Source organism: Phenylobacterium sp. (assembly GCF_037189685.1).
Taxonomy (GTDB): domain Bacteria; phylum Pseudomonadota; class Alphaproteobacteria; order Caulobacterales; family Caulobacteraceae; genus Phenylobacterium.
Map to the genome: position 1 here is coordinate 1 of NZ_JBBCIT010000001.1, position 18985 is coordinate 18985.

The window sequence follows — 18985 nt, forward strand, 5'->3', positions numbered from 1 at the left end:
CCCGGAGGGGCCGGGGCAGACAGCTCCCCCGGAGGGGGAGCAATTCTGGCGCTACGTCTTCAGCCGCCAGCCGGTCCGGAAGATCACCGTCACCGCCGCCAGGCAGAGGGCCAGGAATCCCAGGGTTGCGGCCAGGCTCACCCCGACCCCCACGTCCGACGTGCCGTAGAAGCTCCAGCGGAAACCGCTCACCAGGTAGACCACCGGGTTGAAGAGGGCGATCGTCTTCCAGACGCCCGGCAGCATGTCGATCGAGTAGAAACTGCCGCCCAGGAAGGCCAGCGGCGTCACCACCAGGGTCGGCATGATCGACAGCTTCTCCCACCCGTCGGCCCAGATGCCGGTCAGGAAGCCGAACAGGGCGAAGGTCACCGACGTCAGCGCCAGGAAGGCCAGCATGACGAGGGGATGGTTGATCTCGAACGGCACGAAGAGGCGTGCGGTGGCCAGGATGATCAGGCCCAGGATCATCGACTTGGTGGCCGCCGCGCCCACATAGCCCGTCACCACCTCGGCGGCCGAGACCGGCGCCGAGAGCACCTCGTAGATCGTGCCCGAGAACTTCGGCATGTAGATTCCGAACGAACCGTTCGAGATGCTCTCGGTCAGGATCGACAGCATGAGCAGGCCCGGCACGATGAAGGCGCCGTAGCTGACCCCGTCGATCTGCGGCATCCGGCTGCCGATCGCCGCCCCGAAGACGATGAAGTAGAGCGAGGTGGTGATGACGGGCGCGGCCACGCTCTGGACGATGGTGCGCAGCCAGCGGTGCATCTCGAAGAGGTAGATGGCCCGGACGGCGTGCAGGTTCATGCGCGGCCTCCCCGGACCAGGCTGACGAAGATGTCCTCGAGGCTCGACTCGTGGGTGCGCAGATCCTTGAAGTCGATCCCGCGCTCGGCCAACCGCTTCATCAGCTCGGCGATCCCCGTGCTCTCGGCCTGGACGTCGAAGGCGTACGTCAGCTCGGTCCCGTCCGCTCCCAGCTCCAGCGGGAATCCGGGGATGTCGGGCGCGCCGGCCAGCGGGGCCTGGAGCTGGATCGTGAGCTGCTTCTTGCCCAGCTTGCGCATAAGGACGGCCTTCTCCTCCACCAGGATCAGCTCGCCGTGCGAGATGACGCCGATGCGGTCGGCCATCTCCTCGGCCTCCTCGATGTAGTGGGTGGTCAGGATGATGGTCACGCCCTGCCCGCGCAGGCCGCGGACCATCTCCCACATGTCGCGGCGCAGCTCGACGTCGACGCCCGCGGTCGGCTCGTCGAGGAACAGGATGTCCGGCTCGTGGGACAGCGCCTTGGCGATCATCACCCGCCGCTTCATGCCGCCCGAGAGCGCCATGATCTTCTCGCCCCGCTTGTCCCAGAGGCTCAGCGATTTCAGCACCCGCTCCAGGTGCGCGTCGTCGGGCGGCTTGCCGAAAAGGCCGCGGCTGAACTTCACCGTGGCCCAGACGGTCTCGAACGCGTCGGTCGAAATCTCCTGGGGCACCAGGCCGATCTTGCCGCGCGCGGCGCGGAAATCCTTCTGGATGTCGTGCCCGTCGGCCGTGACCTTGCCGCCGGTCATCCGGACCAGGCCGCAGACGATTCCGATCAGGGTGGTCTTGCCCGCCCCGTTGGGGCCGAGCAGGGCGAAGATCTCGCCCCTGCGGATGTCGAGGTCCACGCCCTTCAGGGCCTGGAAGCCGCCGGCGTAGGTCTTCGTCAGGCCCTGGATGGAAATGATCGGCTGCACGTGCGCTCCCTGGAGGCTCCAGATAGGAGTCTCAGGACGCGGCGGCCAGAGCCATCCCGACAGGGTCCGCGCCCGGACGGCCTCTTAGCCGGGCGCGGCGCCGGATTCTGTCAGCAGTGTTGCGCCGGCGCGGCTCCCATCGGCCGCATCTTCAGGTCGGCCAGCAGCGCGTCGTCGGCGTTGCGGCCGGGGTTGTCGGTGGTGAGCAGGCGCGCGCCGACGAAGATGGAATTGGCGCCGGCCAGGAAGCAGAGGCTCTGCAACTCCTTCGACATGTGCTCGCGGCCGGCGGCGATGCGCACCATCGACTTGGGGCAGACCAGTCGCGCCACCGCGATCATGCGCACGAACTCCAGCGGATCGACCGCTTCGGAGTTTCCCAGCGGCGTGCCCGGAATGGGCATCAGGTCGTTGATCGGCAGGCTTTCGGGGTGCGAGGGCAGGATGGCCAGCTGGTGGAGCAGCCCCGCGCGGTCGCGCCGGGTCTCGCCCATGCCCACGATGCCGCCACAGCAGGTGCTCATGCCCGCGTCGCGCACGGCGGCGAGGGTGTCGAGGCGATCCTGGTAGGTCCGGGTGGTGACCACCTGGTCGTAGTAGTCCGGGCCAGTGTCCAGGTTGTGGTTGTAGTAGTCGAGCCCGGCCGCCTTCAGCGCCTTGGCCTGGTCGGGGGTCAGCATGCCGAGGGTGGCGCAGGTCTCGAGACCCAGGGCCTTCACGCCCGAGATCATGGCGGCGACCTTGGGCAGGTCGCGGTCCTTCACGTCGCGCCAGGCGGCGCCCATGCAGAACCGCTGCGCGCCGCCGGCCTTGGCCTCGGCGGCCTGGGCGATCACGGCGTCGGCGTCCATCAGCTTCGAGGCCTTGGTGGCGGTCTTGAAGTGCTGGGACTGGCTGCAATAGCCGCAGTTCTCGGGGCAGCCGCCGGTCTTGATCGACAGGAGCTGGGAAAGCTGAAGCTCGGCCGGGTCGAACCAGCGCCGGTGGACCTCCGCGGCCCGGAACACCAGTTCGGTGAACGGCAGCTCGAACAGCGCCTCGATCTCCTCCAGCGTCCAGTCGTAACGGGGCTGGGCCGGGTCGGCGATAGGGCCCAGAGGACGCCGGTCAAGGGGACGCAGGGGCGCATTCATGGGTCTTTACTCCACGGAAGGAACGGCCCGGATAGACCGGTCACGCTGCGGTGGGCAACGAAAGTCGCATAAAGAATTCTTTATGTGAAAGTTGATCCCCCGCAGGCGCGCGGCTATAGGGGCCGTCAACGCTGACATTCCGATCAGGATCGAAGATGACCGACTATGTCGTGAAGGACCTGTCGCTCGCCGACTGGGGCCGCAAGGAAATCGAGATCGCCGAAACCGAGATGCCGGGCCTGATGGCCACGCGCGCCGAGTACGGCAAGGCCCAGCCGCTGAAGGGCGCCCGCATCGCCGGGTCGCTGCACATGACGATCCAGACCGCGGTCCTGATCGAGACGCTCCAGGCGCTGGGCGCCGAGGTCCGCTGGGCCTCCTGCAACATCTTCTCGACCCAGGACCACGCCGCCGCCGCCATCGCGGCCAAGGGCACGCCGGTCTTCGCCATCAAGGGCGAGACGCTGGTCGAGTACTGGGAATACGCCCACAGGATCTTCGAATGGCATGACGGCGGCTATCCGAACCTGATCCTGGACGACGGCGGCGACGCCACCCTGCTCTGCGTGCTGGGGCCCAAGGCCGAGAAGGACCCCTCGGTCCTCGACAACCCGCAGAACGAGGAAGAGGAAGCCCTCTATGCGGTGATGAAGCGGTACCTGAAGGAGAAGCCCGGCTTCTACACCGCCATCCGCGACGCCTGCCGGGGCGTGTCGGAGGAGACCACGACGGGCGTCCACCGCCTCTACCAGATGCATGAGCGCGGCGAGCTTCCCTTCACCGCCATCAACGTCAACGACAGTGTGACGAAGTCGAAGTTCGACAACCTGTACGGCTGCCGCGAAAGCCTGGTGGACGCCATCCGCCGCGGCACCGACGTCATGCTGGCCGGCAAGGTGGCCGTCGTCCTGGGCTACGGCGACGTGGGCAAGGGCTCGGCCGCCTCGCTGCGCAATGGCGGCGCCCGCGTCATGGTCACCGAGGTCGACCCGATCTGCGCCCTGCAGGCGGCGATGGAAGGCTATGAGGTCGTCACGATGGAAGACGCCGCCGACAAGGGCGACATCTTCTGTACGGCGACCGGCAACAAGGACGTGCTCACCGTCGACCACATGCGGCGGATGAAGAACAACGCCATCGTCTGCAACATCGGCCACTTCGACTCCGAGATCCAGATCGCCGGCCTGCGCAACTTCAAGTGGGACGAGATCAAGCCCCAGGTCCACCACGTGGAATTCCCGGACGGCAAGAAGATCATCGTCCTCAGCGAAGGCCGCCTGGTGAACCTGGGCAACGCCACGGGCCACCCCTCGTTCGTGATGAGCGCCTCGTTCACCAACCAGACGCTGGCCCAGATCGAGCTGTGGGTGAACGGCGCCAAGTACGAGAAGCGCGTCTACACCCTGCCCAAGCACCTCGACGAGAAGGTGGCCATGCTCCACCTCGAGAAGCTGGGCGCCAGGCTGACCACCCTCTCCAAGGATCAGGCCGACTACATCGGCGTGACGGTCGAGGGGCCGTTCAAGCCCGAACACTACCGGTACTGACCCGTGGCCCGATCCCTGCGCGCCGCGCGCGCAGGGTTAGCGGGAGATTACCATAGGTGGTTAAATGGGCGTTATTCACCATTTCTGGTAGAATATCGCTGGTTCACCGCAAGGGGCTGCGTTAGGGGCGATTTTCGTGCCCCTCGCCCTGATCCTCTCCTCGTTCGTCGCCGCATCCCGCATCGGCGGGGCGGCGCAGCAATATGTGCTGGCGGCGCACCGCATCGACCCGGTCCTGGCGCCGACGGTGATGTTCGGCCGCACGCCGGCGCGGGGCGGGCGCGGCGAGGTCACCTCGCCCGACGTGTTCCGGCGGATGCTGGGCGACATCGAGGCCGACGCCCTGTTCGGCATGGTCGACCTGATCATCACCGGCCACTTCTCCGATCCCGAGCAGGTCGAGATCGCCGCCGGGGTGATCGAGCGGGTGCGCGACGCCGACCACGCCGCCGCCGCGGGCGCGCGGCCCCTGGTCATCGTGGACCCCATCCTGGGCGACGCGCCCAAGGGCCTCTACGTGAAGTACGAGGTGGCCGAGCAGGTGGAGAGCCGCCTGGTCGGGCTGGCCGACTGGATCACGCCCAACCTCTGGGAGCTGGGCTTCCTGGCCGACCAGAAGATCGAGACCCTCGCCGAGGCCCGGCGAGCGGCCCGCGCGCTGGGTCGCCCCGCCCTGGTCACCTCGGTCCCGGCCGGCGAGGACGAGATCGGCCTCCTGCTGGTGGACGGCGAGGAGGCCGTGCTGTTCGCCCACCGGCGCGAAGGCGCCGCGCCCAGCGGCACGGGCGACCTGGTGACCGCCAGCTTCGGCGCCGGCCTGATCGAGGGCCTGGCGCCCGCGCGGGCCGCCGAGCGCGCCGCCCGCGCGGCGGCCGAGGCGGTGGCCGCCGCCAAGGCGTGGAAGGCGTCCGAGCTTCCCATCGTCGCCCTGGCCGATCGGATCGTGAAACCCACCGCGGAAGTGCGTATTGAGCGCCTATGAGCGCTGAGATCACGGGTTTCGCCCCGGCCCGCTTCGCCACCGTCAGGGACGCCTTCGCCGCCAGCTTCGCGGCCGGAGAGGAACTGGGCGCCCGCTTCACCCTGGTCGAGGACGGCGAGGTGGTGCTGGACCTGATGGGCGGCTGGGCCGACCGCGCCCGCAGCCGGCCGTTCGGCGCCGATACGCTCACGGCCGTCTTCTCGGTGACCAAGGCCGTCGCCGCGCTGATGATCGCCCGGCTGGCCGACGCCGGGCGGCTCGACTACGACCAGCCGGTGGCCGACGTCTGGCCCGGGTTCGGCCAGGCCGGCAAGGCCGGGGTGACGGTCGGGCAGGCGATCTCGCACCAGGCGGGCCTGCCGGGCTTCCCCGAGCCCATGGACCCGGCGCTCTGGGCCGACTGGGACGCGATCTGCGCGAAGCTGGCCGCCATGCCGCCCATGTGGCCGCCGGGCTCGGCCAGCGGCTACCATCCGGTGACGGTCGGCTACATCGTGGGCGAGATCTTCCGCCGCGTGGACGGGCGCACCATCGGCCGAGCGTTCCGAGAGGACATCGGCGAACCCTACGGCCTCGACCTCTGGATCGGCCTGCCCGACGGCGTCGAGGGCCGGCTCGCGGAACTCCAGCGGCCGGGCGCCCTGCCCGAGTTCGGCGAGATCAACGACGCCACCCGCGCGGCCTTCCTGGCGCCCTGGTCGTCGGCCGCCGGCAAGGCGGGCGCCGACTACCGGCGGATGGAGGTGCCCTCCACCAACGGCTACGCCACCGCCGAGGCGCTGGCGAAGCTGATGGGCGGCCTCGCCGCCGACGGCTGGCTGGACGGCGGCGAGATCCTGTCGCCCGCCCTGATCGCCGAGATGGCCCGCGAACGCATCGCCGGCCAGGACCTGGTGCTGCCGTTCGTGATGAGCTGGGGCGCAGGCGTGATGCGCAACGCGCCGAACTTCCCCTGGGGGCCGGGGACGCAGACCTTCGGCCACTCCGGCTGGGGCGGCGCCTGCGCCTTCGCCGATCCCGGGCGCCGCCTGGGCGGGGCCTATGTGATGAACCGCCAGGGCGCGGCCCTCATGGGCGACACGCGGCCCAAACGGCTGATCGAGGCGGCCTACGCCGCCCTTTAGCCGGGCCGTCGCCAGCTGGCCGCCGAACCACGAAAAAGGGCCCCGCAGGGCCCTTCTCCGACGCGTACGGAAGAGGCCGTCCGTCAGGCGCCGAGGCCCGCGGTGGCGAAGGCCGCGATCAGGCCCAGGCTGAGGAGATAGCCGGGGACCAGGCGGTCGAACTGGCGTTGGATGCGAGAGAGCATGAGACACACCTTTCGTGGGTCTTCGGGTGGAAACCCCGGGGGAGCGGGGCCGTCCGTGTGGACACCCTCTGTCTACCAGCATCTAAGCGCTGCATAGATCAGCGATTTCGCCTGACCGCTATGCGTTTCCGCATGTCACATCCGCGGTCGGGCGCGATCAGGCCGCGGCGTCCACGCGCCGCGCGCCGCGCCAGGCGCCCCAGATGAACACCGCCGCCCCGCCCCAGATGAAGGCGAACGACAGCGCCCGCAGGGGCGTGAACGGCTCGCCCTGGGCGAGGCCGATGAAGAAGCCGATCGTGGGCGCGATGAACTGCAGGAAGCCCATCACCGAGAGCGGAATTCGGCGCGCGGCCCACGAGAAGAGGACCAGGGGGATCGCCGTCACCGGCCCGCAGGCGATCAGCAGCACGGCGAGCCACGGGTCGCCGAAGTGGCCCTCGCCCCGCCCCGACAGCCAGGCGATGTAGGCGGCGGCGAACACGCCCACCAGCACGGTTTCGATCAGCAGCCCGGTCTGGGCGTCGGCCGCCACCTGCTTGCGCACCACGCCGTAGCCGCCGAAGCTGAACGCCAGCACCAGCGACACCCACGGAAGGGTCCCGAGCGCCGCGGCCTGGATGGCCACCCCGGCGAGGGCCAGGCCGATCGCCGCGCGCCCCAGGCCGTCGATGCGCTCGCGGAAGATCAGCGCCCCGGCGGCCATGTTGACCAGCGGGTTGATGTAGTAGCCCAGGCTGGTCTCCAGCATCCGGCCCGACGTCACGGCCCACATGAAGACCACCCAGTTGCCGGCGATCAGCAGGGCCGAGACCAGCAGCCAGCCCAGGACGCGGGGCTGGCGCAGCACCGCCAGCGCCTGGCCGCCCTGCCGCGCCAGCAGCACGAACAGCGCCGCCGTGGGAATGCTCCAGACGATCCGGTGCGCCAGCATCTCCCACGGGCTCACGCCCAGGGCGGCGATGGCCTGGAAGACCAGGGGCACGAAGCCCCAGATGAGATAGCAGGAAAGGCCCGCCGTCAGCGCCCGACCGCCTTCGGAGGTCAATTCCTATCCGCCTTCCGCCATGACGACGTCATGGCCGGGCGCGGGAATCGCCCGACACGTCCGGCGGGCTCATGTCAGGCGGCGGCCGTCTGGCGGAGCAGGCCGCGCTCGTGCAGCAGCTGGGCGATCTGGACGGCGTTGAGGGCCGCGCCCTTGCGCAGGTTGTCGGCCACCACCCACATCGACAGCCCGTTCTCGACCGTGGGGTCGTTGCGGATGCGGCTGACGTAGACCGGGAACTCGCCCTGGACTTCCTTGGGCGTCACGTAGCCGGTGGGCTCGCGCTTATCGACCACGATCAGGCCGGGCGCCTCGCGCAGGATGTCGCGCGCCTCGTCCTCGTCCAGGGGCTCGGCGAATTCGATGTTCACGGCCTCGGAGTGGCCCACCATCACCGGCACGCGGACGCAGGTGACCGTCAGCTTGATCTCGGGATCGATCATCTTGTGGGTCTCGTTCCACATCTTGGCTTCCTCGTCGGTGTATCCGTCGGGGAGGAACGCGCCGATGAACGGGATCACGTTGAAGGCGATCTGCTTGGGGAACTTCTTGGGCTCGCTGGGACCCAGGACGAAGATGCCCTTGGTCTGGTCCCACAGCTCGTCCATGCCCTCCTTGCCGGCGCCCGAGACCGACTGGTAGGTCGCCACCACCACGCGCTTGATCTTCGCGCGGTCGTGCAGGGGCTTCAGCGCCACCACCAGCTGGGCCGTGGAGCAGTTCGGGTTGGCGATGATGTTCTTGCGGTTCGCCCAGCTCACGTCGTCCGGGTTCACCTCGGGCACGACCAGGGGCACGTCGGGGTCCATCCGCCAGGCCGACGAGTTGTCGATCACGATGGGACCGGCGGCCCCGATCCTGGGCGACCATTCCTTCGAGAACGCGCCCGAGACGCTCATCAGGACGACGTCGACCTTCGAGAAGTCGAACTGCTCGACATCCTCGCACTTGAGGATCTGCTCGCCGAACGAGACCTCGACGCCGATGGACCTGCGCGAGGCGATCGCGTGGATCTTCTCCACGGGGAAGTTCACTTCCTCGAGGATGTTCAGCATCTCGCGGCCCACGTTGCCCGTGGCGCCGACGACGGCGACCCGATAACCCATAGGTCGTCTCCTGAAACTCTGAAGGCTGGGACTCTGAAGGAGCGTCCCGTTACGCCCTGCGGCGGGGCAAGGCAACCGAAGCGATCCTGACGGCCGCCTCAGGCCCTCTGGCCGTCCACCCCGAGCGAGAAGGACGATCCGTGGCCCGGCTGATCCTGATCCCCAGTCCCTTCACCGGCCCGTCGGGATGGCGGGCCACGGCCGAACGGTTGCCCGACGCCGCGGCGGCCGACTACGGCGGCGTCCAGTCGCCGGACTGGTACGAAGGCGTGGCGCGGCGGGTCGCGGTCCAGGCCACCAACCGGGCCACGAGCCGGGCCGGCGACGCGCCCTGGATCGCCGTCCTGCACAGCGGCGCCGGCGGCTTCGCCCCCGCCCTGGCCCGGCAGTCACCCGACCTCGCCGGCCTGATCTTCGCCGACGCCATCCTGCCCCATCCCGGCGTCAGCGTGATCGACAACGCCCCGCCCGAACTGGCCCACCGCCTGCGCGAACGCACCGAGGCCGGCCGCCTGCGGCCCTGGAACGAGTGGTTCGACGCCGACCCGAGCGCGCGGCTCATCCCCGACCCGGCCGCGCGGGCGGCGTTCGTCGCGGACCTGCCGCGCACGCCCTTCGCCTTCCTGGAGGCGCCCGCGCCCGAAGCTTCGGAGTGGGAGGCCCTGCCCAGGGCCTACCTCCAGCTCAGCCGGGCCTACGACGACACGGCGGCGCGGGCCGAGGCCCTGGGCTGGCCCGTGCGGCGCGAGCGGCTGCACCATCTGGCGATGATCACCCATCCCGACCGGGTGGCCGCACGGCTCCTGGAGCTGGCGGCGGCGATCGCGCCGGACGCCTGAAGTCCGGAGCCCCAGAGGCCTGGAGAACCGGGAGAACCGGCGCTCAGCGCGCCGGCTTCGCGGCGGCCTCGTCGCGCAGGCGCCGCACCATGTCGCCGGAGAGGTAGCCGTCGGCGGTCAGGCCGCGGGCCTTCTGCCAGTCGCGCAGCGCCCGGCGGGTGCCCATGCCGACCACCCCGTCCGGCGCGCCCGGATCGAAGCCCAGGGCCGCCAGCGCCCGCTGGGCCGTCATGCGGTCCACGAGGCTGAGCGGCGTCTCCGCCGGCCAGGGCCGCACGACCCCTGGTCCGCCGCCGAGGCGGTCGGCCAGCAGGCCCACGCCCAGGGAATAGGCCAGGCTGTTGTTGTACTGGCGCAGGACGAAGTGGTTCGGCAGCAGCAGGAACAGCGGCCCCCCGGCGCCCGCCGGCGCCACGAGCTGGGCCTTGGCCGACTGGTCCGCCGCCGGCCACGGCCGCCCGTCGGCCGGCCGCACGCCCTTGTCGGCCCACCAGGCCGGCGTCTCGCGCGGCCCTTCGGTCAGGCTGAAGTCGAAGCCCGCCGGAACCGTGACTTCGCGCGCCCAGCCCTGGCCGCGCGTCCAGCCCGCTTTGGCCAGCAGGTTGGCGGCCGAGGCCAGCGCGTCGGCGCGCGAACCCCAGATGTCGCGCCGCCCGTCGCCGTCCTGGTCCACGGCGGTCGCGAGGTAGGTGGAGGGGATGAACTGGGTCTGCCCCATCGCCCCGGCCCACGAGCCCTTGAGCCGCGACCGCGGGTGCTCGCCCGACTGGATGATCCTGAGCGTGGCGACGATCTCGCCCTCGGCCCAGGCGCGGCGGCGGCCCTGCGCGGCCAGGGTGGCCAGCGAGCGCAGCACGTCGTTGTCGCCCTGGATCGACCCGTAGCCGCTCTCCAGCGCCCAGATGCCGATCAGGATGTCGCGCGGCACGCCGTAGCGGCTCTCGATGGCGCCGAATTCCGCTACGTCGGCGCGGCGCCGCTGGCCGATGGTCACGCGATCGGCGGTGACCACGCCCTTCAGATAGTCGCCGATGGGCTTGGAGAACTCGGGCTGGCGCGAATCCAGCGCCGCGATGCGCGGATCAGGCGTCAGGCCCGCCATCTCGCGCCGGAAGACGGTGGGGTCGATGCCGACGGCCAGGGCGCGGCCCTGGAAGTCCGAGGCCCAGGCGTCGAAGATCATGTCGCCGGACGCCGTCGGGGGCGCCACCGAGGCCTGCGCCGGGCGGGCGGCGTCTGCGGCGGCGGGCGCCGGGCTGGGGGCCGAGGCGACGGGCGCGGCCGGGGTGGCGCAGCCGGCCAGGAGGAGGAGAAGCGGAAGACGAGTGCGCATCCGACGGAATCTAGGGTGCGTCGGGCTCCGGCCCAATCCCCCCAGCCCCTCCGCGGCGCTCGCCCTCGGCGCTCCACGACCGGCAGGGCCGTGGTTGACTTGTCGGGAGCCCGCCCGTATATGCGCCCGCTCTTGTTCGCCACCCCGGCCGGTCTCCGGCCCGCTTGAAGATACGGTCATGAAGGTCAGAAGCTCGCTCAAGTCGCTCAAGACGCGTCACCGCGACTGCAAGCTCGTGCGCCGCAAGGGCCGGGTCTACGTGATCAACAAGACCGACCCGCGCTTCAAGGCCAAGCAGGGCTGAGCCGGCGCGTGGCGCCGAGGGCCCTCCTCTGGGACTTCGGCAACGTCATCGTGCGCTGGAACCCGCGCACGCTCTACGAGAAGATCTTCCCGGAACCGGCCGACTGCGACCGGTTCCTTTCGCATGTCTGCCCCCTGGTCTGGCACGCGGCCACGGACTGCGGCGTGACCTTCGCCGATAACATCGCCGCCCGCATCGCGCTCCATCCCGAACACGAGGCCGAGATCCGCGCCTGGCATGAGCGCTGGGACGAGATGTTCTCGGGCGCCATCGCCGAGACCGAGGCGGCGATCCAGGCCCTGCATGCCCGGGGCGTGCCGCAGTACGGCCTGTCCAACATCAGCCACGAGACCCTGGACTCCACCCTGGCCATGAGCCCGGCCTTCGCGCGGCTGGACGGCTATGTGGCCTCGGGCCTGGAACGGGTGATGAAGCCCGACCCGGCGATCTACCGCCTGTGCTGCGACCGCTTCGGCCTCGCGCCCGGCGACTTCCTGTTCGTGGACGACAGCGCGCGCAACATCGAGGCGGCCCGGTCCCTGGGCTTCGACACCCTCCACTTCACCGACCCCGCCGCCCTGCGCCCCGCCCTGGAAGCCCGCGGCCTGCTCTGACGCCGCCGCCCCAGAGACGCACCGCCAGGCACGCATCGCCAGGCACGCGCCGCCCCTGCGCCCCGCCGGGCGAACCGCGAAGACGTGGAAGAAAGTCGCGTGAGGGACCGAGCCTACGTCCGTTTCTGAGGTGGCAGGGCGATCGCGGGTGGCGCGCAGCGCCGGAAGGGAGACACCCCTCCCGCCTGCGGGGGCCGCGCACGTCCCCATGCCCTCGGCGCCTCCCGTTTCGGCCACGCGGAGGCCGTGACGCCGTGCTTCCGCGCGAAGCTTGGCCGTAGGGCTTCGGAAACCCTTTTTGCGCCTTGATCCGCGTCCCGGCATCCCCCATGGTCGCGCCGGTTCGAGGGGCGTCATGATCAAGTCCGAACTGATCGCGAAACTTGCCGAAGAGAATCCGCACCTTACCCAGCGCGACATCGAGCGCGTGGTGGGCGTGGTCCTGGAGCGCATGATCGAAGCGCTGGAGAGCGGCGGGCGGGTCGAGCTGCGGGGATTCGGCGCCCTGTCGGTGCGCTCGCGCGACGCGCGCGCCGGTCGCAACCCCCGGACGGGCGAGCCGGTTGACGTGCGGGCCAAACACGTCCCCTTCTTCAAGAGCGGCAAGGAGCTGCGCGAGCGGCTGAACGCCGACGACGAGGGTTAGGACGGCGAGGGCTGACGATTCCGGCCCTCTGACCAGGAGGGTTTCATGGGCGTCTTCTCGGAATTCCGCGAATTCATCGCGCGCGGCAACGTCATCGATCTGGCCGTCGGCGTGATCATCGGCGCGGCGTTCAACGACATCGTCAAGGTTTTCGTCGACCAGGTGATCATGCCGCCGATCGGCCTCCTGACCTCGGGCGTCGATTTCTCGCGGCTGCAATGGGTGCTCAAGCCCGACGATCCGGCCACGGCGGACATCAACGAGCTGGTGGCGATCCAGTACGGCGCCTTCATCAACGCCGGCATCAAGTTCATCATCGTCGCCTGGGCGGTCTTCATGCTGGTGAAGGCGGTCAACGCCATCCGCCGCGAGCCCGCGCCGCCGGCCGACGAGGCGCCCGCGCCGCCGCCCCAGGAGGTCCTGCTGACCGAGATCCGCGACCTGCTGAAGGCGAAATAGCGCGCAAGCCCGGCCCGCAAGCCTTGCGCCGGGGCCGGGGCGTCGCCTAATCCCCGGCCATGTCCGCCAAGGCCAAGATCTGCGGCGTCTCCACGCCCGAGGCCGTGCGCGCCGTCGTCGACGGCGGCGCCGCGTACCTGGGCTTCATGTTCTTCCCCAAGAGCCCGCGCAACATCCCCGCCGAGGCGGCGGCCCGGCTCGCGCCGCCGGCCCGCGCCCGTGGCGTGAAGATCGTGGCCGTGGTGGTCGACCCCTCCGACAGCGACGTGGACGGCCTCGTGGCCGGCCTCTCCCCCGACCTGATCCAGCTCCACGGCAAGGAGTCCCCGGCCCGGGCGCGCGAGATCGCGGTCCGGTCCGGCCGCGGGATCATCAAGGTGGTCCCGGTCTCGGAAGCCGCCGACATCGACGCCGCCCGCGCCTATGAGCCCGTGGTCGAGCACCTGATGTTCGAGACCAAGCCCCCGAAGGACGCCGAGCGGCCCGGCGGGCTGGGCGTCGCCTTCGACTGGACCCTGCTCCAGGGCCGCCGCTTCCAGCGGCCCTGGTTCCTGGCCGGCGGGCTCGATCCCTGGAACGTCGGGGACGCCGTGGCCGCCTCGGGCGCCCCGCTGGCGGACGTTTCCTCTGGCGTGGAACGCGGTCCCGGCTTAAAGGACCCGGCCTTGATCACGGCGTTCCTGGACGCTGTCCGGCGCGCCTGAGATCCGACCCGTTTCCCCCATGAACGCCTCCGCTTCATCCCGTCCGAACGACTACGCCGCCTATCCCGATGCCGACGGGCGTTTCGGTGACTACGGCGGGCGCTACGTGCCCGAGACGCTGATGCCCCTGGTCCACGACCTGGACGCGGCCTATCGCGCGGCCAAGGCGGACCCGGCGTTCCAGGCCGAGCTTTCGGACTACATGCGGCACTACGTGGGCCGGCCCAGCCCGCTCTATTTCGCGAGCCGCCTGACCGAGCACTTCGGCGGGGCGAAGATCTACCTGAAGCGCGAGGAGCTGAACCACACCGGCTCGCACAAGATCAACAACTGCATGGGCCAGATCCTGCTGGCCATGCGGATGGGCAAGACGCGCATCATCGCCGAGACCGGCGCCGGCCAGCACGGCGTGGCCACGGCCACCGTCTGCGCCCGCTTCGGCCTGCCCTGCGTGGTCTACATGGGCGCCGTCGATGTCGAGCGGCAGAAGCCCAACGTCTTTCGCATGAACCTGCTGGGCGCGCGGGTCGAGGCGGTGACGGCCGGCTCGGCCACGCTCAAGGACGCCATGAACGAGGCGCTGCGCGACTGGGTCACCAACGTCCACGACACCTACTACCTGATCGGCACCGCCGCGGGGATGCACCCCTATCCCGAGATGGTGCGCGACTTCCAGTCGGTGATCGGACAGGAGGCGCGCCAGCAGGTGCTCGAGGCCGAGGGCCGGCTGCCCGACGCCGTGGTCGCCTGCGTGGGGGGCGGCTCGAACGCCATCGGCATCTTCCATCCGTTCCTGAACGACGACGGCGTGAAGCTGATCGGGGTCGAGGCGGCGGGTGAGGGCATGGAGACCGGCCGGCACGCCGCCGCGATCAACGGCGGGCGGCCCGGCGTCCTGCACGGCAACATGACCTATCTGCTCCAGGACGCCGAGGGCCAGATCGAGGAGGCGCACTCCATCTCGGCCGGCCTCGACTATCCCGGCATCGGCCCCGAGCATTCCTGGCTCCACGACGTGGGCCGGGCGACCTATGTGACCGCCACCGACCTGGAGTCGCTCGACGCCTTCAAGCTCACCGCCGAGCTGGAGGGCATCCTGCCGGCCATCGAGAGCGCACACGCGCTGGCCCGTGTCGGCGATATCGCGAAGGACGTCGGCAAGGGCGGCGTCGTGGTGCTGAACCTGTCGGGGCGGGGCGACAAGGACGTCGCCACCGTGGCCAATCATCTCGGCATGCAGATTTGAAGGTCTCCCGCAATGTCGCCATTGCCTTTGTCTGCGGAATTGTCGTCGGCATGTCGATAATGGCGATGGCTCGCGTGACGGTGAAGATCGACATGCCGACGGGACCCGTTCAGGAGGAGAAGCGGTGACCAAGGCCCGCATCGACGCGCGCTTCGCCGCCCTGAAGGCCGAAGGCCGCGCCGGCTTCGTGTCATATGTGATGGCGGGCGATCCCGACGCCGAGACGGCTCTGGCGATCCTGAAGGGCCTCCCCGCCGCCGGGGCCGACCTGATCGAGGTGGGCTTCCCGTTCTCGGACCCGATGGCCGAGGGGCCGCCCATCCAGCGCGCCGCCCAGCGCGCGCTCCGCAAGGGCATGACGCTGAGGGGGACGCTGGCCGCCATCGCCGCGTTCCGCCAGGAGGACCGGGACACTCCGGTCATCCTGATGGGCTACACCAATCCCCTCGTGACGTGGGGCTATGAGGCGTTCGCGCGCGACGCCGCCGCCGCCGGCGTCGACGGGGTCATCGTCGTGGACTGCCCGCCCGAGGAGGCCGACGGCCTCGCCGACGCCCTGGACGCCCACGAGGTGGCGCTGATCCGCCTGGCGACGCCGACGTCCGACGACAGGCGCCTGCCGGTCGTCGTCTCGCGGACCTCGGGCTTCGTCTACTATGTCTCGGTCGCCGGCGTGACCGGTGTGAAGGAGGCCGACGCGGCCGCCGTGGCGCCGCACGTCGAGCGCGTCCGCAAGGCGTCGGGCCTGCCCGTGGCCGTGGGCTTCGGGATCAAGACCCCCGAGCGCGCCGCCGCCGTGGCCCGCGTGGCCGACGCCGTGGTGGTAGGCTCGGCCCTGGTCGACGAGGTGGCCGCCGGCCTCGACGCCAACGAAGACGTTACCGGGCGGGTGCTTACAAAGGCCGAGGCCCTGGCTAAGGCTGTCCGCGCCGCGCGCCGGGTCCCGGCCTGAACGGTTTGGAAGGCGATGGCTGACCAGAAGAACGACAAGTCCGCACGGCCGCCGGCCGAGAAGAAGCGGGGCTGGCTGTCCCGTATCGCCCCCGGCGTCCGCAATCCCGGCAAGCGCGACACGCCCGAGAACCTTTGGGTGAAGTGCCCGGACACGGGCGAGATGCTGTATCGGCCCGACCTCGAGGCCGCGCTGTGGGTCACGCCGTCGGGCGCGCACATGCGTATCGGCGCGAAGCTGCGCCTGCAGTTCACCTTCGACGGCGGCCGATTCGAGCGGATCACCACGCCGGTCGTTCCCGACGACCCGCTGAAGTTCCCGGACGACAAGCCCTATCCCGACCGCCTGAAGGCCGCGCGCAAGGCCACCGGCGAACAGGACTCCATGGCCATCGCGTTCGGCGAGATCCGTGGGCAGCCGGCCGTGGTGATCGTGCAGGACTTCGCCTTCATGGGCGGCTCGCTGGGCATGGCGGCGGGCGAGACCTTCGTGAAGGCCGCACAAGAGGCCGTGGCCCGCGGCGTTCCCCTCGTGATCTTCACCGCCTCGGGCGGCGCGCGCATGCAGGAGGGCACGCTCAGCCTGATGCAGATGGCCCGCACGACCCTGGCGCTGAACGAGGTGAAGTCGGCGGGCCTCCCCTACGTGGTGGTGATGACCGATCCCACCACCGGCGGGGTGACGGCGTCGTACGCCATGCTGGGCGACGTCCATCTGGCGGAACCCAACGCCACCATCGGCTTCTCGGGCCGCCGCGTGATCGAACAGACGATCCGCGAGATCCTGCCGCCCACCTTCCAGCGGTCGGAGTTCCTGGTCGAGCACGGCATGGTGGACCAGGTGGTGAGCCGCGCGGAGCTGCCGGAAAAGCTGGGTTCGATCCTCAAGACCCTTATGATGGGGCGTGAGCGCCTTCCCCCCGCCGCCTGACGTTCCCGCCGCCGATCCGGGCCACGATCCCATCCGCGCCTCGGATGCGGTGATCCAGCGGCTGCGCGCCAACCATCCCACGCTGATCGACCTGACCACCGGCCGGGTCGAGCGGCTGCTGGCGGCGCTGGGCCGCCCCGACCTGAAGCTGCCGCCCGTGATCCACGTGGCCGGCACCAACGGCAAGGGCTCGACCGTCGCCTACCTGCGGGCCATCGGCGAGGCGGCCGGCCTGCGGGTCCACGCCCTCACCTCGCCGCACCTCGTGCGCTTCGCCGAGCGCATCCGGCTGGCCGGGCGGCTCATCACCGACGACGAGCTCGCCGCCCTCACCGAGCGAGTCGAGGCGGCCAACGACGGCCAGCCGATCAGCTTCTTCGAGATCACCACGGTCCTGGCCTTCCTGGCCTTCGCCGAAACGCCGGCCGACCTCTGCGTCGTGGAAGTGGGCCTGGGCGGGCGCTTCGACGCCACCAACGTCTTCGAGACGCCGGCGGTCAGCGTCATCACGCCGGTGGACTACGACCACCTGGAGATGCTGGGGCCGGGCCTGTCCAAGATCGCCTGGGAGAAGGCCGGGGTCATCAAGCGCGGCCGGCCCGTGGTGGTCGCCCGCCAGCCCGACGAGGCGCTGGACATGATCGAGCGCGAGGCCGACGACCGCATGGCCCCCATGCTGCTGATGGGCCGCGACTTCGACGCCTGGGAAGAGCGGGGCCGCCTCCTGGTGCAGATGCCCGACCGCCTGCTCGACCTGCCCCCGCCCAGCCTGTTCGGCGGCTACCAGTTCGCCAACGCGGGCCTCGCAGCGGCGGCGGCCCTGACGTTCGACCATGCGCTGCCGGACGAGGTGGTCGGAGGCGGCGTGTCCTCCGCCGTGTGGCCGGCGCGGATGCAGCGGCTGAGCGCCGGCCCGCTGGCCGACCTCGCCCGCGCGCGCGGCTCCGACCTCTGGCTGGACGGCGGCCACAACCCGCATGCCGGCCGCGCGCTGGCCGAGGCCGCGAGCCGGATCGTCGACCGCGATCCGCGGCCGCTGGTGCTGGTCGCGGGCATGTTCGCACGCAAGGACGCCGAGGGCTTCTTCCGCCCGTTCGCCGAGATGCGGCCGCGGGTGATCTGCACGGGCTTCGACTCGCCCATCGCCGCCCCGGCCGAGGACCTCGCCGCCGCCGCCGCCGCCGTGGGTCTCGACGCCGAGACCGCGGCCAACGTCGAGGACGCCGTATCGCGCGCACTGGAGAGCGACGGGCCGGCGCCCCATGTGCTGGTCTGCGGGGGCCTGCACTTCGCGGGCGAGGTGCTGGCCATGAGCCCCGAGACGTGGCCTACATGAGCGACTGATGTTCGGAAGACGCACCTGGCGCCTGGCGCTGCCGATCCCCTGGCTCGTGACCCTGGCGGTCGCGCTGGTGGTGCTGGCCGTCCTGATCCATTTCTATGGGCGAGGGCCGTACGTGATGTTCGGCTGGCTCGCCGGCTGGCTGCTCGCCAGCCGGATCGTGAACCTCATGGTGCGTCGCCGCCGGGGCCCTCCCTCTTCTTGATGGGAGAGCACCCCCTCCTCGCGCCCCCTCCGTCAGCTTCGCTGCCACCTCCCCCGAAGTGTTCCCTTCGGGGGAGGAGCGGGATAATCCCTCCTCCCCCGCGAAGCGGGGGAGGTGGATCGGCCTGAAGGGCCGAGACGGAGGGGGCGCAAGGCGGGCACGCCCTCCCCATCAGGAGGAACTACGCCGCGACGCCGGCCTCGGTCAGCCACTCGAGGATCTTCTGCTTGGGCATGGCGCCGACCTTCATCGAGGCCATCTGGCCGCCCTTGAACAGCATCATGGTCGGGATGCCGCGCACGCCGTAGCGCGAGGGGGTGGTGGGGCTCTGCTCGATGTCGAGCTTGGCGATCGTCACCTTGCCGGCCAGCTCGTCCGAGAGCTGTTCCAGAGCGGGGGCGATCTGCTTGCAGGGGCCGCACCATTCGGCCCAGAAATCGACGAGGACCGGCGTCGCGGAGTCCAGGACGTCGGTCTGGAAGGTGTCGTCGGTGACCTTCACGGTGCTCATGGGATGACTCCTATCGAGGGCTTCACGGCAACGTCTGTC

21 protein-coding genes are annotated in these 18985 nt (G+C 70.4%); 14 read left to right on the plus strand and 7 right to left on the minus strand.

All coding sequences use genetic code 11. The features are described 5' to 3' along the window. Positions 1 to 51: 51 nt before the first annotated feature. From WG212_RS00005 to bioB, 3 genes are all read right to left on the minus strand, one after another. Positions 52 to 813: an ABC transporter permease gene (locus tag WG212_RS00005; protein ID WP_337185009.1), complete on the minus strand. Its 762-nt coding sequence runs from the start codon at positions 811 to 813 to the stop codon at positions 52 to 54. Beyond that, entirely contained in the window at positions 810 to 1736 is a 927-nt protein-coding gene (locus WG212_RS00010; RefSeq protein ID WP_337185010.1) for an ABC transporter ATP-binding protein, read from the minus strand. The genes WG212_RS00005 and WG212_RS00010 overlap by 4 nt, the downstream gene beginning before the upstream one ends. A 110-nt stretch (positions 1737 to 1846) precedes the next feature. Then, positions 1847 to 2869, minus strand: a complete 1023-nt coding sequence (bioB, locus tag WG212_RS00015; RefSeq protein ID WP_337185011.1) for a biotin synthase BioB — start codon at positions 2867 to 2869, stop codon at positions 1847 to 1849. A 155-nt stretch (positions 2870 to 3024) separates the two neighbouring features. Here bioB and ahcY point away from each other — a divergent pair, with 155 nt between their 5' ends. The 3 genes from ahcY to WG212_RS00030 all read left to right on the plus strand — a co-directional run bounded on the left by ahcY (position 3025) and on the right by WG212_RS00030 (position 6522). Then, positions 3025 to 4416, plus strand: coding sequence for an adenosylhomocysteinase (gene ahcY / locus WG212_RS00020; RefSeq protein ID WP_337185012.1), 1392 nt, complete (start codon positions 3025 to 3027; stop codon positions 4414 to 4416). 136 nt (positions 4417 to 4552) lie between these two features. Next, positions 4553 to 5398: a PfkB family carbohydrate kinase gene (locus WG212_RS00025; protein ID WP_337185013.1), complete on the plus strand. Its 846-nt coding sequence runs from the start codon at positions 4553 to 4555 to the stop codon at positions 5396 to 5398. Further along, the gene (locus WG212_RS00030; protein WP_337185014.1) at positions 5395 to 6522 is read left to right on the plus strand and encodes a serine hydrolase domain-containing protein; all 1128 of its coding nucleotides are present in this window, start codon (positions 5395 to 5397) and stop codon (positions 6520 to 6522) included. Before WG212_RS00025 ends, WG212_RS00030 begins: the two co-directional genes overlap by 4 nt. A 342-nt stretch (positions 6523 to 6864) precedes the next feature. Here WG212_RS00030 and rarD read toward each other — a convergent pair whose 3' ends face one another. Both rarD and WG212_RS00040 read right to left on the minus strand, forming a co-directional pair. Next, positions 6865 to 7755: an EamA family transporter RarD gene (gene rarD, locus WG212_RS00035; RefSeq protein WP_337185015.1), complete on the minus strand. Its 891-nt coding sequence runs from the start codon at positions 7753 to 7755 to the stop codon at positions 6865 to 6867. Between the two features lie 74 nt (positions 7756 to 7829). Next, positions 7830 to 8861, minus strand: a complete 1032-nt coding sequence (locus tag WG212_RS00040; protein WP_337185016.1) for an aspartate-semialdehyde dehydrogenase — start codon at positions 8859 to 8861, stop codon at positions 7830 to 7832. Between the two features lie 140 nt (positions 8862 to 9001). On the opposite strand from WG212_RS00040, the gene WG212_RS00045 reads away from it, so the two are divergent. Continuing rightward, positions 9002 to 9700, plus strand: coding sequence for a hypothetical protein (locus WG212_RS00045; RefSeq protein WP_337185017.1), 699 nt, complete (start codon positions 9002 to 9004; stop codon positions 9698 to 9700). A 43-nt stretch (positions 9701 to 9743) separates the two neighbouring features. Here WG212_RS00045 and WG212_RS00050 read toward each other — a convergent pair whose 3' ends face one another. Then, complete coding sequence (locus WG212_RS00050) at positions 9744 to 11033, minus strand: lytic murein transglycosylase (RefSeq protein ID WP_337185018.1); 1290 nt, start codon at positions 11031 to 11033, stop codon at positions 9744 to 9746. 178 nt (positions 11034 to 11211) lie between these two features. Between WG212_RS00050 and ykgO the strand changes: the two genes are divergently transcribed. The 10 genes from ykgO (at position 11212) to WG212_RS00100 (ending at position 18435) form a co-directional block, all read left to right on the plus strand. Further along, the gene (ykgO, locus tag WG212_RS00055; protein ID WP_012523667.1) at positions 11212 to 11337 is read left to right on the plus strand and encodes a type B 50S ribosomal protein L36; all 126 of its coding nucleotides are present in this window, start codon (positions 11212 to 11214) and stop codon (positions 11335 to 11337) included. Between the two features lie 8 nt (positions 11338 to 11345). Then, complete coding sequence (locus tag WG212_RS00060) at positions 11346 to 11951, plus strand: HAD family phosphatase (RefSeq protein WP_337185019.1); 606 nt, start codon at positions 11346 to 11348, stop codon at positions 11949 to 11951. Between the two features lie 355 nt (positions 11952 to 12306). After that, entirely contained in the window at positions 12307 to 12597 is a 291-nt protein-coding gene (locus tag WG212_RS00065) for an integration host factor subunit beta (RefSeq protein ID WP_337185020.1), read from the plus strand. Positions 12598 to 12642: 45 nt separating this feature from the next. Then, positions 12643 to 13056, plus strand: coding sequence for a large-conductance mechanosensitive channel protein MscL (gene mscL / locus WG212_RS00070; protein ID WP_337185021.1), 414 nt, complete (start codon positions 12643 to 12645; stop codon positions 13054 to 13056). Between the two features lie 59 nt (positions 13057 to 13115). Next, complete coding sequence (locus WG212_RS00075; protein ID WP_337185022.1) at positions 13116 to 13760, plus strand: phosphoribosylanthranilate isomerase; 645 nt, start codon at positions 13116 to 13118, stop codon at positions 13758 to 13760. Between the two features lie 19 nt (positions 13761 to 13779). After that, the gene (trpB, locus tag WG212_RS00080) at positions 13780 to 15006 is read left to right on the plus strand and encodes a tryptophan synthase subunit beta (protein WP_337185023.1); all 1227 of its coding nucleotides are present in this window, start codon (positions 13780 to 13782) and stop codon (positions 15004 to 15006) included. A gap of 124 nt (positions 15007 to 15130) precedes the next feature. Beyond that, positions 15131 to 15958, plus strand: coding sequence for a tryptophan synthase subunit alpha (gene trpA / locus WG212_RS00085; protein ID WP_337185024.1), 828 nt, complete (start codon positions 15131 to 15133; stop codon positions 15956 to 15958). 15 nt (positions 15959 to 15973) lie between these two features. Beyond that, the gene (gene accD / locus WG212_RS00090) at positions 15974 to 16888 is read left to right on the plus strand and encodes an acetyl-CoA carboxylase, carboxyltransferase subunit beta (RefSeq protein ID WP_337185025.1); all 915 of its coding nucleotides are present in this window, start codon (positions 15974 to 15976) and stop codon (positions 16886 to 16888) included. Continuing rightward, a complete protein-coding gene (locus WG212_RS00095) occupies positions 16863 to 18224 on the plus strand; it encodes a folylpolyglutamate synthase/dihydrofolate synthase family protein (protein WP_337185026.1) in 1362 nt (453 codons plus the stop codon). The genes accD and WG212_RS00095 overlap by 26 nt, the downstream gene beginning before the upstream one ends. A gap of 7 nt (positions 18225 to 18231) precedes the next feature. Further along, entirely contained in the window at positions 18232 to 18435 is a 204-nt protein-coding gene (locus tag WG212_RS00100) for a hypothetical protein (RefSeq protein WP_337185027.1), read from the plus strand. 181 nt (positions 18436 to 18616) lie between these two features. Here WG212_RS00100 and trxA read toward each other — a convergent pair whose 3' ends face one another. Continuing rightward, a complete protein-coding gene (trxA, locus tag WG212_RS00105) occupies positions 18617 to 18946 on the minus strand; it encodes a thioredoxin (protein WP_337185028.1) in 330 nt (109 codons plus the stop codon). Between the last annotated feature and the right edge of the window lie 39 nt (positions 18947 to 18985).

What these genes read in the sequence shown, in the direction of transcription:
- WG212_RS00005 (WP_337185009.1), bottom strand. Translation starts at nt 813, where the DNA reads ATGAACCTGCACGCCGTCCGGGCCATCTACCTCTTCGAGATGCACCGC.
- bioB (WP_337185011.1), bottom strand. Translation starts at nt 2,869, where the DNA reads ATGAATGCGCCCCTGCGTCCCCTTGACCGGCGTCCTCTGGGCCCTATC.
- ahcY (WP_337185012.1), top strand. Translation starts at nt 3,025, where the DNA reads ATGACCGACTATGTCGTGAAGGACCTGTCGCTCGCCGACTGGGGCCGC.
- WG212_RS00030 (WP_337185014.1), top strand. Translation starts at nt 5,395, where the DNA reads ATGAGCGCTGAGATCACGGGTTTCGCCCCGGCCCGCTTCGCCACCGTC.
- WG212_RS00040 (WP_337185016.1), bottom strand. Translation starts at nt 8,861, where the DNA reads ATGGGTTATCGGGTCGCCGTCGTCGGCGCCACGGGCAACGTGGGCCGC.
- WG212_RS00050 (WP_337185018.1), bottom strand. Translation starts at nt 11,033, where the DNA reads ATGCGCACTCGTCTTCCGCTTCTCCTCCTCCTGGCCGGCTGCGCCACC.
- ykgO (WP_012523667.1), top strand. Translation starts at nt 11,212, where the DNA reads ATGAAGGTCAGAAGCTCGCTCAAGTCGCTCAAGACGCGTCACCGCGAC.
- WG212_RS00065 (WP_337185020.1), top strand. Translation starts at nt 12,307, where the DNA reads ATGATCAAGTCCGAACTGATCGCGAAACTTGCCGAAGAGAATCCGCAC.
- mscL (WP_337185021.1), top strand. Translation starts at nt 12,643, where the DNA reads ATGGGCGTCTTCTCGGAATTCCGCGAATTCATCGCGCGCGGCAACGTC.
- WG212_RS00075 (WP_337185022.1), top strand. Translation starts at nt 13,116, where the DNA reads ATGTCCGCCAAGGCCAAGATCTGCGGCGTCTCCACGCCCGAGGCCGTG.
- trpB (WP_337185023.1), top strand. Translation starts at nt 13,780, where the DNA reads ATGAACGCCTCCGCTTCATCCCGTCCGAACGACTACGCCGCCTATCCC.
- accD (WP_337185025.1), top strand. Translation starts at nt 15,974, where the DNA reads ATGGCTGACCAGAAGAACGACAAGTCCGCACGGCCGCCGGCCGAGAAG.
- WG212_RS00100 (WP_337185027.1), top strand. Translation starts at nt 18,232, where the DNA reads ATGTTCGGAAGACGCACCTGGCGCCTGGCGCTGCCGATCCCCTGGCTC.
- trxA (WP_337185028.1), bottom strand. Translation starts at nt 18,946, where the DNA reads ATGAGCACCGTGAAGGTCACCGACGACACCTTCCAGACCGACGTCCTG.